The organism is Aliirhizobium sp. YIM B11859, assembly GCF_057163345.1.
Genome location: NZ_JBXHAY010000001.1, coordinates 383,221 through 398,982, shown reverse-complemented (window position 1 = coordinate 398,982; position 15,762 = coordinate 383,221). Strand labels below are relative to the sequence as shown.

Genomic DNA, 15,762 nt, shown 5'->3' with positions numbered 1-15,762 from the left:
TGAGCCCGCATGACAGACAATCAGATCACATCGCGATCGGCAGCGGCCGATGGGGCAACCAGTGGCTTCCTGGTGGCTGCGCTCTATCATTTCGCCCGCTTCGAACGGTTCGAAGACTTCCGCGCCCCGCTGCAGGCTTTCTGTGAGGAAAACGGCATCAGGGGAACGCTGCTGATCGCCCGCGAAGGCATCAACGGCACCGTCGCCGGCACCGATGACGCGATTGCCCGTCTGCTCTCCCATCTGCGCGCCCAGCCGGAATTTGCAAGGCTCGAGCACAAGGAAAGCCGCGCGTCGAAAATGCCCTTCGTGCGCATGAAGGTGAAACTCAAGAAAGAGATCGTCACCATGGGCGTCGAGAATATCGACCCCAACCGCATCGTCGGCACCTATGTCGAGCCCAAGGACTGGAATGCGCTGATCTCGGATCCGGAGACGATCCTGATCGACACGCGCAACGACTACGAGACGGCGATCGGTATCTTCAAGGGTGCGGTCGATCCGAATACCAAAACATTCCGCGAATTCCCCGACTGGGTGAAGAACAATACCGGCCTGCACAACAAGCCGAAGATCGCCATGTATTGCACCGGCGGCATCCGCTGCGAGAAGGCCACCGCCTTCATGAAGGAGCAGGGTTTCGATGAGGTCTACCACCTGAAGGGCGGCATCCTCAAATATCTCGAGGACGTGCCGGAAGAGGAAAGCCTGTGGGAAGGCGCCTGCTTCGTCTTCGACGAGCGTGTTTCCGTCGAGCATGGCCTGAAAGAGGGCAATCACAGGCTCTGCCATGCCTGCCGCAACCCGATCACAGCCGAAGAGATCACCTCGGAAAAATACGAGGAAGGCGTCTCCTGCTCAAACTGCTACGACAGCCGCAGCGAGGAAGATCGCCTGCGTTATCGCCAGCGGCAGCTTCAGATCGCGCTCGCCAGGAAGCGCGGCGTCAGGCATATCGGCGGCTGAGCATTCCCCCTTACGTCAGCGCAAAGATCGCCCGGCGTTCGTCACGCTGGTGAAGGCGGTCGATGTCGTCTGCCTCCATCGGCTGACCGAACAGATAGCCCTGCAACTGGTCGCAACCGGCAAGCCGTAATTGCAGCGCTTGGGCATCGGTTTCCACCCCCTCGGCCGTCACCGGAATATCGAGCGCGCGCGCCATCGCCACCGTCGCCTGCAGGAGGTCGGCAGCACTCTGGCCCTGATCCACCAGCGCATGGACCAGCGACTTGTCGATCTTCATCCGGTCGAAGCCGAACTGGCGAAGGTAACCGATGCTCGAAAAGCCGGCGCCGAAGTCATCGAGAGCGATGTGCACCCCCAGCCGCCTGAGCCCGGCCATCGATGTCTTGGCCCGGTCGGCGTTCTGGATGAAATACCCCTCGGTCATTTCCAGCGTGATGTTTGAGGGTGTGGCATCGGTCCCGAGCAGCACCGATTTGACATGCTGCGGGAATGCCGGGTCGCGAAACTGCCCCGGAGAAATGTTGACGGAAAGTTTCAGGCCCGGCCAGCGTCTGATCGTTTCGCAGGCGCATTGAAGGACGAAAAGGCCAAGCTGGTCGATCAGGCCGGAGGTTTCCGCGATCGGGATGAAGACGTCCGGCGAAACCGGTCCATACCCCTTGCGGTTCCAGCGTGCCAGGGCCTCTACCCCTACGATCCTGCCATCCCTGGCGGACACGACGGGCTGGTAGACGACCTTCAGTTCCTGCTGTTCGATCGCAATCCTCAGATCGAGTTCCAGCCGGTGGCGCTCCTCCCGTTCGGCATCCATGTCGGGCGTATAATATTCGAACCGAGAGCGGCCGCTCTCCTTGGCGCGGTACATCGCCATGTCGGCCCGGCGGACGAGTTCTGCCCCGCTCACGGCACCATGTGGCGAGACCGCGATCCCGATGCTTGCGCCGATCACCGCCACTCGCTCGCCGATGACGAAGGGTTCGGCAAAGAAACCGAGGATGCGCGCGCAGAAGATTTCGGCAAGCTCGAAGGGCGCAGCGGTCAGAACGGCGATGGCGAACTCGTCGCCGCCGACCCGCGCGAGCACGGCATCGTCGTTCACCAGCATTTTCAGCCCCGCCGCCACGCTTCTGATCAGCATATCGCCCGTTCCATGGCCATAGGCGTCGTTGACTTCCTTGAAGCCGTCGAGATCGAGGTAGATGATGACGCCGCTCTCCTCGCTGCGCTTTCCTTCCTCGACGATATCGTCGAGGGCAACGAAGAAGCCGGTGCGGTTCATCAGCCCGCTTAACCGGTCGGTCATCGCCAGATGACGGGCGGAAGCCTCATCGCTTTTCAGTCTGTTGAGCGCATTGGTGCCGGCGACAAGCAGCAGCAGGAAGAACAGGCCAACCATGGCAAGCGCACTGTAGACCAGCGGACGCACCTGAAGGTAGCTGATATCGCCCGGCATGCGCGGCTCCCAGCCGAGTGCGGCGAGCGGCCGGCCGTGAATATTGCGGATGGGAACCGCATTCGGCAATTTTTCGTCGGATCGGACGAAATGCAGGCCGCCGACCACATAGGTGCTGGCCAGATGACTGATCTTCGGAGCGTCGAGATGACGGGCGAAGATCAGATACCGTCGCTTCTCCGGCGGCTGATCGATCGCTCCGGATTTTTCCCGCACCAGCGCGACGCCGGTCGCGGCGATCCCTTTCGACGTCGCGGTAAAGCCGATGGCCTCCGGCACACCCTCCGGCCCGACCGAGCGGGCGTTGTCGAACAGCGTCCAGAGCGAACTGTCGAAATAGTCGTTCGGATCCCACGAGACGGGTTGCCCGTCCTGGTAGGCCATCAGCACATGACGCTCGGCATCCATCAGGACGGCGACATCGAACAGGTCGCTGTTGACGGTCATGTCGCCGAAATTGCTGGTGATCCAGTCCTGGCCATCCGGGGCATACACGAAAGTCGCCGCATCGTCCCAGGCGGCATAGTCGTTCAGCGTCGCATGCAGCTGGTCCTGGAAGGTGCGGATTGCACCGGCGGTCGTCGCGCGCGAGCGCTCCTCGTCGAGATTATTGGCGTGATCGGCGATCCGGTTGACGGCCGTCAGAATGAAGATGGTGACGAGAAAGACGACAAGGGCGAACACGCCAAGCATCAGCGTGACGGCGGACTTTCGCCCGACATGGACGGGGCGTCGAAGACTGAATGGCAACAACCCCATGGAACCCCTCTCTAAACTAGAAGTTTATCGCGGTCATTCCTTCAAATACGGTTAAGAATGGCGTAAATTCGAGGGGCATCGCATCTTGCGACGCCCCTTTTCGGTTGGCCTGCTCTATTCCCAGGAGGGGATCAGGGCGCCCTTGAACTGTTCGTTGATGAACTTGCGGATGCTGTCGTCGTGATAGGAACTGACCAGCGTCTTGACCCAGGGCTTGTCCTTGTCTGCAGCACGCACGACGATCACGTTGGCATAGGGCGACTTCTCGCCTTCGATGGCGATCGCATCGGTTTTCGGATGCAGACCGGCTTCGATCGCGTAGTTGGTGTTGATGACGGCGGCATCGACATCATCAAGCGAGCGCGGCAGCTGGGCGGCATCGATCTCGGCGAATTCGATCTTCTTCGGGTTCTCGACGATATCGGCAGGCGTGACCTTCAGGCCGGCATTGTCCTTGAACTTGATCAGGCCCTTGGAGGCGAGCACCAGCAGGGCACGGCCACCATTTGTCGGATCGTTCGGAACGGCGATGGTCGCGCCTTCCTTCAACTCGTCGAGGCTTTTCACCTTCTTCGAATAGACGCCCATCGGCGTGGTGATCGTCGTGCCGACGCTGACGAGATCGAACTTGCGGTCGGCAATCTGGTTGTCGAGATAGGGCTGGTGCTGGAAGGAATTCGCCTGGATATCGCCATCGGCGAGCGCCTGGTTCGGCACGACGTAATCGGAGAACTCGAGGATCTCGATATTCAGGCCTTTGGTTTTGGCGATCTCGGCGACCTTTTCCATGATCTGGGCATGTTCGCCCGGTGTCACACCGACCTTGATGTCTTCGGCGAGGGCGGAACCGGCGGCAAAGGCTGCCAGTGCCGCAGCAATGATCAACGTCTTCATGAGTATTTCCTCTTGATGTTCTTATGAATTTTCAACCGGCTGCCGGCGGCTCTTGATGACCTTTTCCGGCAGCCGAAATCGAGGGGTCTCACCATGTCGGGGTGATGGCGCCCTTGAACTTTTCTTCGATGAAGGCCTTCACCTCGTCGCTGTGATAGCTCTCGACGAAGGTCTTCACCCACGCGGCATCCTTGTCCTTGGCGCGCACGGCGATGACGCCGACATAAGGTGCCTTGGTGCTTTCCTGGAAGATGCCGTCCGTCTTCGGGTTGAGGCCGGCAGCCAGCGCATAATTGGTGGTGATCGCGGCAAGATCGACGTCGTCGAGCGAACGCGGCAGCTGCGCTGCGTCGAGCTCGACGATGTTGAGGTTTTTCGGATTGCCGGTGATATCGGCGACAGAAGCCTTGACCCCGACGCCGTCCTTCAGCGTGATCAGCTTCTGGTCGGCAAGCAGTATCAGCGCACGTGCGCCATTGCTCGGATCGTTCGGGATGGCAATCGATGCGCCGTCCTTGAGATCGGCAAGCACCTTGATCTTCTTCGAATAACCGGCCATCGGGAAATTGACAGATTTCGCCACGCTGACGAGATCGAGCCCGCGTTCCTTTACCTGGTTGTCGAGATAAGGCTGGTGCTGGAACGAATTGATGTCGATATCACCGTCCGACAGCGCCTGGTTGGGCACGACGTAATCGGAAAATTCGATGACATCGAGCGCGAGGCCCTTCTTGGCGGCGACTTCCTTGACCTTTTCGACGATCTGCGCGTGCGGCCCGGGCGTCACGCCGATCTTCTTGGTTTCGGCGAAAGCGCCACCTGCTGTAAAGAGCGTTGCAAGCGTCACGGCTACGATCAGTGTCTTCATTATCCTGTCCCTCTCGAATAATCAGTTCTTGCGATTACGTTTATCGAAACGTCGGGCGAGCGCATCGCCGGCACTCTGAACGAGCTGCACCAGCACGATCAGCACCACGACGACGGCCAGCATCATTTCCGGCATGAAGCGCTGGTAGCCGTAACGAATGCCAAGGTCGCCCAAGCCGCCGCCGCCGACCGCGCCGACCATGGCGGAATAACCGATCAGGCTGACCATGGTCATCGTCAGTGCCGCGATCAGTGCCGGGCGGGCTTCAGCCAGCAGCACCTTGAAAACGATTTGCGTCGGTGTCGCCCCCATCGCCCGTGCCGCCTCGATCAGCCCCTTGTCGATCTCGCGGATCGCCGCTTCGACCAGACGGGCAAAAAACGGAATGGTCGCAATCGTCAAAGGCACGATCGCCGCATAGGTACCGATCGATGTGCCGGTGATCAGCCGGGTGAACGGAATGATGGCAACGACCAGAATGATGAACGGCGTCGAGCGTGCCGCATTGACGATCAGCCCGATGATGCGATTGACGGCCGGTGCCGGAAACAGCTCGCCCTTGCCGCTGGTAGCAAGGAAGATGCCGATCGGCAATCCGATGATCGAACCGATGACGCCCGCGGCAGCGACCATCTGCATGGTCTGGCCGAGCGCTTTCAGGAGAAGATTGAAGAGCATATCAGGCGACATAACCAAGCACCTCCGTGGAAAGGCCGGTTTCGGCGTAGAAGCGATTTGCCCGATCGATGACCGCCGGATCGGCGGAATAGGATACGACCAGCGAGCCAAAGGGACGCCCGCCGATTTCCTCTATGCCGCCGGCAAGAATGTTGACACCCGAACCGAGTTCAGCGACGAGCCGGCCGGTCAACGGCTGGAATGCGGTGTCCCCGAAAAAGATCAGCCGCACGAGTGCACGGTCGCCGGCGCTGGCCACCGGCTTGACGCCGGTTCGCAGCCATTCCGGCAACGCAAGCGACGAGGCAAGCAGCGTACGTGTCGTGTCGTGTTTCGGGTTGGCATAGACGTCGAACGTACGGCCGGATTCAACGATGATGCCCCGGTCGATGACCGCGACGTCGGTCGTGATCGCTTTCACCACTTCCATCTCGTGGGTGATGAGAAGAACCGTCAGTCCAAGCTCGGCATTGATGCGCTTCAGAAGTTCCAGGATCGATTGCGTGGTTTCCGGGTCGAGTGCCGAAGTCGCCTCGTCGGAAAGCAACAATTTCGGATCGGTCGCAAGCGCCCGCGCAATGCCGACACGCTGTTTCTGGCCGCCGGAAAGTTCGGAAGGATAACGACCGGCCTTGTCGCCAAGCCCGACGAGATCGAGCAGCGGCCCGACCTTGGCCTTGATCGTCGCTCTGTCGACACCTGCGATCTCAAGCGGCAGCGCCACATTGTCGAAGGCGGTGCGCGAGGTCAGCAGGTTGAAGTGCTGGAAGATCATGCCGATCTGGCGACGAAGATCGCGAAGGCCTGATCCCGACAATCCGCCGACTTCGACGCCGTCGACCACGACCTTGCCGGATGTCGGTTTTTCAAGGCCGTTGACGAGCCGGATCAGCGTCGACTTGCCGGCACCGGAGCGACCGATAATGCCGGTGATCGCGCCGTGTGCGACGCTGAAATCGATGCCGTCGAGCGCCGTAAACGCGGGTTGCCCGCCGGCCCCGCCGAAACGTTTCGTCACACCTTCGAAACACACCATCGGATTGCTTTGGGGAGCTGCCTGCGTCCCTTGGGACGACACGGCGCTGGCCGCGGCATATTGGATCGTCATATTGAACTCACAGTTAGTCAGGTCATGCCGGCGACAGGGCGCCGTCTATAAATCATGCACCCAGGCGGCACATTTGATGACAGGTGACTTTCCGGAGCATTTGATCGGCTTTCCACTCAAGGCCGGGCGACCTTGTTTTCTTGACCGATCAATGCCCCGGACTTGCCATAATTCCTAGGGATGGAATTTCAATTATTCGCGATCGAAGAAAAATTCTTTCGCTGAGTGGCCGGAACGCCCCGGATCAGCCGGGCTTGTGGTTGCCTGCCGGGAATTGCGACGCCAATTCGTGGTACCATTTTCCGCTTTTCTTGATCGTCCGCTGCTGCGTTTCGTAATCGACATAAACGAGGCCGAAGCGCATACGGTAGCCCTCGGCCCATTCGAAATTGTCCATCAGGCTCCAGGCGAAATATCCCTTGACCGGATAACCGTCCGATACGAGATCGGCCACCACCGACAGATGCTCGACATAATAGTCGAGCCGCGGCTGGTCATCGACCTCGCCGCCCGCCTTGCCATTGTCCGGCCCCATATTGTAGGCGGCACCATTCTCGGTGACATAGCAGTCCGGCAGGTCATAGCGGCGATAAAGGTCCTCGACGAGCGACTTCATCGCCGGCGCATAGATCTCCCAGCCAATGTCGGTCACCGCCTCGCTGACGAATGGCGCGCTCTGCACCGCCGGATAGGCAGCACCTTCAGCCGGATCGTTGGCAACCCGCATCGGCGAGTAGTAGTTCAGCCCCCACCAGTCGAGCTTCTGGTTGATGATCGCAAGATCGCCGTCCTCGATCTTCGGCATATGGTCGCCGAGCGCAGCGGTGAGAGAAGCCGGATATTCCCCCTTGAAGACCGGCCCGAAGAAAGCCCCGTTGTGGAAATCGAAGGCGCGCTCAGCGGCAGCCTTGTCTTCAGCGCTTTCAGAGCCGGGAATAACCGAATGGGCATTGAGCACGAGGCCGACGGGCACGTTCGGCGTCACGTGCCTGATCGCTTCGACAGCCAGTCCATGCGCCAGATTGGTCGTATGCATGGCGGCAAGCGCAGCCTCGACATTGCGCTCGCCTGGGGCGTGCACGCCATAGAGATGCGACAGCCAGACCGAGCACCAGGGTTCATTGAAGGTCGCCACCGCATCCAGCCGGTCGCCAAGACGCGCCATCACCACTTTTGCATAACGCTGGAAGGCATAGGCGGTCGACCGCGCCGTCCATCCGCCGTCGCCCATCAGCGCAAGCGGCAGATCCCAGTGATAGAGCGTGGCATAGGTCTTGATCCCGCGCGCCTTGCAACCGTCCATCAGCCGATCGTAGAAATCGAGCCCCTTCTCGTTGACCCGCCCCGTTCCGTCGGGAATGATCCGCGGCCAGGCGATCGAGAATCGATAGGCCTCGACACCCATGTCCTTGATCAGGTCGAGATCGGCTTCCCAGCGATTGTAATGATCGCAGGCGACGTCACCATTGTCGCGATTGAAAACCCGGCCCGGCATGTTGGAGAAAGCATCCCATATCGACGGCTTGCGCCCGTCGACCTTCGTCGCGCCTTCGATCTGAAAGGCAGCGGTGGCGACGCCGAACAGGAAGTCACCGGGAAAGCGTGTCGCGAATGTCTTGGGATCGGTCATAACCAGATGTCCTCCGCACTAAAAAAAGCTGCCGGGCCGCATGTCGATCGGCCGGGCGTTGTCGCTCTCCATAGCAGATATCCGACGATTTTGGAGCGGCAAGCCGCGAACATCCGGGCAGCGCTGAAAGCAGCCGTATTGATCGCGACTTTGGTCGCATAAGGGCTCTGCAGGAGCCAAAATCGCACAACCGAAAATTGATAAAACGCAAATAAAATGAGGTCATTATCCTAATAATCAACCATATGGCGACGTAATATTAGCGACAGATATTCATATATAGAAAAATCTTCCCAATTTCGTCCGAAATCGGGCAAAGTTTAGCTGTTCGATCCTTGAACCCCCGCGCCTGCGGCGATAGATCGCAGGTGTCAAAGTGACACCCCCATATTTTGGGGGGCGATTCACGTCGATATCAAAGGCTGCTCCCTATGCAGCCACCAAGGAGTGGACAATGAGAGATCTTCCGGGACTGCCGTCTCGTCGAGGCTTCCTGAAAGCCTCGGCGGCGACGGCGGCGATTGCCAGCATCGTCGTGCCGGCAAAGGCTGAGGAAAAGCCAGAGCCGGTCGCGCTGACCGAATACAAGCCGGACTGTCTTAAGCCCACGGAGTGGGCCTTCGTCATGGCAGCGGTTGCACGTTTGATCCCGTCGGAAGGCGATGGCCCCGGCGCGATCGAGGCACGCGTTCCGGTTTTCATCGACCGCCAGCTCGCCGGCGATTACGGCAAGGCGGCAGACTGGTACATGGCCGGCCCCTGGGATGCTTCGGCCGACCCGCTGCGCGGCTGGCAGACGCCGCTGACGCCGCTGGAAATCTACCAGCAGGCGATCCCGCTGTTTGACGACTGGTGCAAGACCACCCACGGCAAGATCTTCTCCGAACTCGACGCTGCGACCCAGGACAAGGCGCTCACCTCGCTCCAGAAGAACGAGATGAAGATCAGGCCGGAACTGACACCGTTCTTCGGCATCCTGCTCGGTAATACCAAGGAAGGCTATTTCGCCGACCCGATGTATGGCGGCAATCACGGCATGGAAGCCTGGAAATATATCGGCTTCCCCGGCGCACGCGGTTCCTACAAGGAATGGGTTGGCAAGCATAACGTCAAGTATCCGCTCGGCCCCGTCTCGATCTCCGGCGAAAGGGGTTAAGCATCATGACACGTACAGAAAAGAAGAAGGACGTCGTCCTCGTCGGCTTCGGCTGGACCGGCGCGATCCTCGGCATGGAACTCGCTCAGGAAGGTCTGGAAATCCTGGCGCTCGAACGCGGCCACGATCAGGCCACCGTCCCCGACTTCCAGTATCCCAACATGATCGACGAGCTGAAATACGGCATTCGTTACGGCATGATGGAAAAGCCGCGCAACACGACGGTGTCCATCCGTCGCTCCCTCGATGAAACCGCACTCCCCTATCGCAGCCTCGGCACCTTCCTGCTCGGCACCGGCGTCGGTGGTGCCGGCACCCACTGGAACGGCCTCAACTGGCGTCCGATGTCATCGGAATATCGTCTGAAGTCCTATGCGACCGAAAAATTCGGCGCCGGCGTCATTCCGGAAGGAATGCAGATCCAGGACTATCCGATGACCTATGAGGAACTGGAGCCGCATTTCACCCGCTTCGAGAAGGTCGCCGGCATTTCCGGCCAGGCCGGCAACGTCAACGGCAAGATCGTCGAAGGCGGCAATCCGTTCGAGGCACCGCGTTCGGAAGATTATCCGATGCCGCCGATGCCCTCCACCTGGGATGGCGTGAAGTTCCGCGATGCCGCCAAGGCCAATGGCTGTCATCCGTTCCCGTCGCCTGGCGGCATTGCCTCCAAGGACTATGTCAACGAATACAACATGCAGATGGGCCCGTGTAACCACTGTGGTTTCTGCGAGCGCTACGGCTGCTACAACTATTCGAAGTCCTCGCCGCAGACGGCCATCATCGATGCCCTGAAGCGCAAGAAGAATTTCGAATACCGCACCCAGGCGGAAGTCATGCGCGTCGAGATGGCGCCCGATGGCAAGACCGCGACTGGCGTCACCTATATCGACCTCACCACCGGCGAGGAAGTCTTCCAGCCGGCAGACTTGGTCATCCTCACCGCCTTTGCCCTGAACAACGTCCACCTGATGCTGCTTTCGGGCATTGGCCAGCCTTACGATCCGGCGACCGGTGAAGGTGTCGTCGGCCGCAACTACGCCTACCAGATGCTCGGCGGCTACACGATGTTCTTCAAGGACGAGGAGTTCAACCCGTTCATCGGTACCGGCGCCAACGGGTATTGCATCGATGACTACGGCATCGACAATATCGACTTCGGTAAGGAAGGCTTCATCGGCGGCGCCTACTGGCGTGCCGGCCAGACCAACGGCCAGCCGGGCCACACCATGCCGCTTCCTGCAGACGTCCCCAGCTGGGGTGCCGGCTGGAAGAAGGGCATCGGCGAATGGTACGGCCACGCCATGTCGATCGGCGCGCATGGCTCGCTGATGTCCTATCGCGACAACTATCTCGACCTCGATCCGACCTACAAGGATCGCCACGGCCGCCCAATGATGCGCATGACCTTCAACTGGAAGGAAAACGACCTCAAGATGATCAACTTCATGCAGACCAAGATGAAGCCGATCGTCGAATCCATGAACCCGACCATCGCCCAGGCCGGCTTCAAGAAGCAGGGCGCCATGTTTGACGTCCGCCCCTACCAGACCACCCACAACACGGGCGGCACGGTGACCGGCGAAGACCGCAAGACCTCGGTTCTCAACCGTTACCTGCAGTCCTGGGATGCGCATAACGTCTTCGTCATGGGCGCCAACACCTTCCCGCAAAACACGCAGTACAACCCGACCGGCATGGTCGGTGCGCTCGCCTACTGGGCGGCCCACCACATCCGCAAGGACTACCTGCCCAATCCGCGTCCGCTGGTGTGAGGAGAGAAACGATGAAAACCTTTTTCCGTATCATCGGCACGCTCGTCGTCCTGGGCGTCGTGGCCCTCCTCGCCTTCATCTTCGTTCCGGTCCAGCGCACCGCGCCGGTCACCAAGCTGGCCGCGGATTACCAGCCGCCGAAGGGCGCCGGCGAATATGTCATGCGGGCATCCGACTGCATGGCCTGTCATACCGCAGAGGGCGGCAAGCCCTTTGCCGGCGGCCGTGCGATCGCAAGCCCGATGGGCGTGATCTATACGACCAACATCACCCCGGACAAGGAAAGCGGTATCGGCAACTGGACGCTGGATGACTTCCGCGCCGCCCTCTATGACGGCGTCGACAAGGAAGGCCACCACCTCTATCCGGCCATGCCTTACGACAGCTACCGCAAGCTCTCCGAAGAAGACGTCGTGGCCCTCTACGACTACTTCATGAAAGAGGTCCAGCCGGTCGCCAACACCGTACCGGAAACCAAGCTCGCCTTCCCGTTCAACCTGCGTTTCGGCCTCAGAGCCTGGAACTGGCTCGCTCTCGGCGAGGCAGGCTTTAAGCCCGTGCAGAGCGAGGATGCCGTCTTCAACCGCGGTGCCTATCTGGTCGAGGGTGCAGGCCACTGTGCTGCCTGCCACAGCCCGCGCAACCCGATGATGATGTCTTCGGGTTCGAGCGAAAAAGACGCCGCCTTCCTCTCCGGCGGCGAGATCGACGGCTTCACCGCCCCCGATCTGCGCGGTCCGAACAGCGGCCCGCAGAAGTGGACGACCGACGAGGTCGCCGCCTACCTGCTGACCGCCCGTAACGCCCACTCGACCGCAACCGGCGAGATGGCGCTCGCAATCCGCGACTCGCTGCAATACCTGACGCATGAAGATGCGACAGCCATCGCCACCTACCTGCGCAAGATCGGCGCCGGCAAGGGCGCGGCACCGGTTGCCGAAAAGGTCGAGGTCACCCCGACGCAGACCCTGCTGACGGATGCCAAGCCGGACATGCCGCTCGGCCCCCGTCTCTATCTCGACAACTGCGCTGCCTGCCACATCGTCAATGGTAAGGGCGCCGGCGAGACCTTCCCGGCTCTCGACGGCAATTCGCTGGTCGATGCCAAGTCGCCAAAGGGCCTGATCAGCGTCATCCTCAACGGTGCCGAACTGCCTTCTACCGCGGACCGTCCGATGAAGCTGAGGATGCAGGGTTATGAAAACCGTCTCTCCGACGAGGAAGTCGCGGCACTTGCAACCTTCCTCCGCGACGGCTGGCATAACAAGGCATCTGCCGTGTCTGCGGCCGATGTGAAAGCCGTGCGCGACGAGAAGCAGCACTAAGAAAATAAGGCCTCGCCCCCTTTGGGGGCGGGGCTTTTTCCGATCGCGCCAGCCCCAGAAACCTCAGGTTTAGTCAAAATCAAATCACACCAAAACGTAGATTAAACCTGACTATGGATGTAGATTTTATCGTGAACAAGTATCGTATTCCGCATAAATCTCATCATCCAAAAACACTATAGATAATATAAGCAATTTATTCAGAGTCGCCGGAATAGAATAGCCCCTCAATCCGGAGCTTGTCTGGCGTGATACTTCGATTTCCGAAAAGTCTTATTCAAACAGGTCTCTACGTCGAGGCCGTCGAATGCCCCGCCAATGAATTCTCACGCAGAAGGTTCATGCTTGAATCCGATGAGGATCTGAAGGCGATCCTCCTGTCATCCGCCGTCGATCTCCTTGTCAGCCAGAGAAAAAGCCGTGTCGATGTCGCAGCCCTTTTGCAGCGCGCACCACCGGGTTATTTCCGTCCCGCTCCGTTGAGCGAACCGATGCGGATTGAGACCGGCGAGGCGCTGGAAGGCGCAATGGACGCCATGCGCCAGGGCCTGCAAAGCATGGCAGCCGGAAGTCTCGACATGGCGCATATCACCGATGCGGCGATCGCGGCCCGCCGTGGCGTGGAAACGGCACCGGACCTGTTCATGCAGGTGACCCGCTTGAAAGCCAAGGACAAGGCCACCTATCTTCATTCCGTCGTGGTTGCCGGCCTGATGGCCCAGATGGCCGTCCTGCTCGAATTCGACGACGAGATGGTGGACGAGATTGGCCGGGCCGGCATCCTGCACGATCTCGGCAAGCTGCTGATCCCAAACGCGATCCTCAACAAGCCGGGCAAGCTGAATGCCGCCGAACTGAGGCTGATCCGCGGTCATCCGGAGATCGGTTACCGCCACATGCAAAAACTTGGTGGCGTTTCCGCTATCATCCTCGACGTCTGCCGCCTGCATCACGAGGCACTCGACGGTAGCGGTTATCCGCTGGGTCTCAAGGATGAACAGATCAGCACGATCGTTCGCATCTGCACCGTATGCGACGTCTTCGATGCGCTGACCAGCGTGCGCCCCTATAAGAAAGCCTGGTCGACGGCACAGGCACTGACCTGGATGTACGACCAGCCGCACCTCTTCGACCGCAAGCTGATCCTGCGGCTCGGGTCGATGTTCCGCTAGCACATCGCCGGCGAAAACGATGTGCCTTCAACTCCCTATCTTTTCGGGCCACAAGTCCGGATGCAGGAAACACCAAAGATCATTTCGTTGAAATTGCTCTCGAAGCGTCAACACCCGGACTGGGCACCGCCCGATCACGCTGAGTTCAGGGAAATTGTCTTGCCCTGTCTGATGTGCCAACCGATGAGAACGGATACACGCAACCATCGGGAGTTGACATGATCCAGAACCTCCACCACATCCAGCCCTATCTCCTCAGCCTCCTGCGCGCCGTATCGGCGCTTGTCCTGTTCAGCTACGGGACGCAGAAAATCCTTCATTTCCCACTGGCCGAAAAGGTCCCGGCGATCGGCTCGATGTCCTGGATCGCCGGCCTTCTGGAACTCGTCCTCGGCTTTTGTGTATTGATCGGCTTCAAGACCAGGCCTGCCGCCTTCATCCTCGCCGGATTGATGGCGTTTGCCTATTTCATCGGGCATTTCCCCCGCGGCTTTTATCCCGCCCAGAACGGTGGCGTGGCGGCGATCCTGTTCTGCTTCATCTTCCTCTATATCGTCGCCGCCGGTCCTGGCCCGGTCAGCGTCGATGCTAAAATGAATGGCAAACAGCCGGCAACGGCCTGATCTTTCAACGACCCTGATCGCAGGTGGAAAACCCGGAAAACGAACTTTCCGGGTTTTCGCTTTTCAGAGCTTCACCCAGGCGCCGTTCCTCTTCGACGAGGCCACGCAGGCCTCGACGAAGGCAACGCCCTTCACCCCGTCGTCGACGGTCGGATAAACGATCGCCCTGTCCGCCTTCGAGCCCCGTTTCGCGGCATGGATGGCAAGTGCCGCCTCCGAATAGATCGTTGCGAAGGCTTCCAGATATCCTTCCGGATGGCCTGCCGGAATCCGGGAAACCCGCGCCGCAGCGGCCCCGGCACCTGCACCATTGCGGGTAATCAGCCGTTTCGGTTCGCCGAAGGGCGTGTACCACAGGACATTCGGGTTCTCCTGCGCCCATTCGAGCCCGCCCTTTTCGCCGTAGACGCGCAGCTTCAGGCCGTTCTCATTGCCCGGCGCCACCTGGCTGCACCACAACATGCCCTTGGCGCCGCCATCGAAGCGCAACATCACATGCGCGTTGTCGTCCAGCCGACGCCCCGCAACAAAGCTGTCGAGATCGGCAGCCAGACTTTCCAGCGTCAGGCCGGTAACGAACGAGGCAAGGTTATAGGCATGCGTGCCGATATCGCCGGTCGAACCGCCGGCGCCAGATTGCGCCGGGTCCGTTCGCCACACTGCCTGCTTGGCGCCGGTCTGTTCCGCCGCTTCGGTCAGCCAGTCCTGCGCGTATTCGACCTGCACGACACGCAGCTTGCCGAGATCGCCATTGGCGATCATTTCACGCGCGTGCCGCACCATCGGGTAGCCGGTATAGTTATGCGTCAGGATGAAAAGCGCATCGCTATCGTCAGCCAGCTTCTTCAGCTTTTTCGCGTCGGCGAGGTTGGAAGTCAGCGGCTTGTCGCAGATCACATGGACACCGCGTTTCAGAAATTCGCGCGCCGCCTCGAAATGCACGTGGTTGGGCGTGACGATCGACACGGCCTCGATACCGTCCTTCAGCCGCGCCTCGCGGATCGCCATGTCCTTGTAAGAACCGTAGGTCCGCGCGGGATCAAGTCCAAGCTCTCTCCCCGAAGCCTGTGCTTTTTCCGGTGTCGACGACAAGGCGCCGGCCACCAGCTCGAACCGATCATCCAGCCTTGCTGCCATGCGATGCACGGCACCGATAAAAGCGCCCGAACCGCCACCAACCATGCCGAGCCGTATGCGAGCTTCGCGTGCGTCGCCCTGCTTGCCTTCGATTGTCATCATGATCTCCTTGAATATTTTCGGCAGAACCACCCCTCATCCGCCTGCCGGCACCTTCTCCCCGCAAACGGGGCGAAGGACGAAACTGCACTCTCCCCGCCAAAATCGGGGTACGTCCC

The 15,762-nt window shown here is 60.0% G+C and carries 13 protein-coding genes; 6 read left to right on the top strand and 7 right to left on the bottom strand.

Translation table 11 applies throughout. The annotated features are described in order from the left end of the window. The first annotated feature begins 9 nt into the window (after positions 1-9). Positions 10-966: an oxygen-dependent tRNA uridine(34) hydroxylase TrhO gene (trhO, locus tag AC2GXZ_RS01750; RefSeq protein WP_483757401.1), complete on the top strand. Its 957-nt coding sequence runs from the start codon at positions 10-12 to the stop codon at positions 964-966. Positions 967-976: 10 nt separating this feature from the next. On the opposite strand, the gene AC2GXZ_RS01745 is transcribed toward trhO, so the two are convergent. The 6 genes from AC2GXZ_RS01745 to AC2GXZ_RS01720 form a co-directional block, all read right to left on the bottom strand. Beyond that, positions 977-3,178: a putative bifunctional diguanylate cyclase/phosphodiesterase gene (locus tag AC2GXZ_RS01745; protein ID WP_483757400.1), complete on the bottom strand. Its 2,202-nt coding sequence runs from the start codon at positions 3,176-3,178 to the stop codon at positions 977-979. 114 nt (positions 3,179-3,292) lie between these two features. Next, positions 3,293-4,072, bottom strand: coding sequence for a MetQ/NlpA family ABC transporter substrate-binding protein (locus AC2GXZ_RS01740; RefSeq protein WP_483757399.1), 780 nt, complete (start codon positions 4,070-4,072; stop codon positions 3,293-3,295). 88 nt (positions 4,073-4,160) lie between these two features. Beyond that, entirely contained in the window at positions 4,161-4,940 is a 780-nt protein-coding gene (locus tag AC2GXZ_RS01735) for a MetQ/NlpA family ABC transporter substrate-binding protein (RefSeq protein ID WP_483757398.1), read from the bottom strand. Between the two features lie 21 nt (positions 4,941-4,961). Beyond that, positions 4,962-5,630, bottom strand: a complete 669-nt coding sequence (locus AC2GXZ_RS01730; protein ID WP_483757397.1) for a methionine ABC transporter permease — start codon at positions 5,628-5,630, stop codon at positions 4,962-4,964. Continuing rightward, positions 5,620-6,654 (bottom strand): methionine ABC transporter ATP-binding protein, encoded by a 1,035-nt coding sequence (locus AC2GXZ_RS01725; RefSeq protein WP_483758235.1) that lies wholly within the window; start codon positions 6,652-6,654, stop codon positions 5,620-5,622. Before AC2GXZ_RS01725 ends, AC2GXZ_RS01730 begins: the two co-directional genes overlap by 11 nt. Positions 6,655-6,970: 316 nt before the next feature. After that, entirely contained in the window at positions 6,971-8,356 is a 1,386-nt protein-coding gene (locus AC2GXZ_RS01720; protein WP_483757396.1) for a GH1 family beta-glucosidase, read from the bottom strand. Between the two features lie 454 nt (positions 8,357-8,810). On the opposite strand from AC2GXZ_RS01720, the gene AC2GXZ_RS01715 reads away from it, so the two are divergent. The 5 genes from AC2GXZ_RS01715 (at position 8,811) to AC2GXZ_RS01695 (ending at position 14,407) form a co-directional block, all read left to right on the top strand. After that, a complete protein-coding gene (locus AC2GXZ_RS01715) occupies positions 8,811-9,512 on the top strand; it encodes a gluconate 2-dehydrogenase subunit 3 family protein (protein WP_483757395.1) in 702 nt (233 codons plus the stop codon). Between the two features lie 5 nt (positions 9,513-9,517). Then, the gene (locus AC2GXZ_RS01710; protein WP_483757394.1) at positions 9,518-11,287 is read left to right on the top strand and encodes a GMC family oxidoreductase; all 1,770 of its coding nucleotides are present in this window, start codon (positions 9,518-9,520) and stop codon (positions 11,285-11,287) included. Between the two features lie 11 nt (positions 11,288-11,298). Further along, a complete protein-coding gene (locus AC2GXZ_RS01705; protein WP_483757393.1) occupies positions 11,299-12,612 on the top strand; it encodes a c-type cytochrome in 1,314 nt (437 codons plus the stop codon). A gap of 341 nt (positions 12,613-12,953) precedes the next feature. Then, entirely contained in the window at positions 12,954-13,784 is an 831-nt protein-coding gene (locus tag AC2GXZ_RS01700) for an HD-GYP domain-containing protein (protein WP_483757392.1), read from the top strand. Between the two features lie 218 nt (positions 13,785-14,002). Further along, positions 14,003-14,407 carry a DoxX family protein gene (locus AC2GXZ_RS01695; protein ID WP_483757391.1) on the top strand — a complete coding sequence of 135 codons (405 nt, stop codon included), beginning with the start codon at positions 14,003-14,005 and terminating at the stop codon, positions 14,405-14,407. 63 nt (positions 14,408-14,470) lie between these two features. Here the strand turns inward: AC2GXZ_RS01695 and AC2GXZ_RS01690 are convergent, their stop codons facing one another. Further along, positions 14,471-15,643 carry a Gfo/Idh/MocA family protein gene (locus AC2GXZ_RS01690; protein ID WP_483757390.1) on the bottom strand — a complete coding sequence of 391 codons (1,173 nt, stop codon included), beginning with the start codon at positions 15,641-15,643 and terminating at the stop codon, positions 14,471-14,473. Positions 15,644-15,762 lie beyond the last annotated feature (119 nt).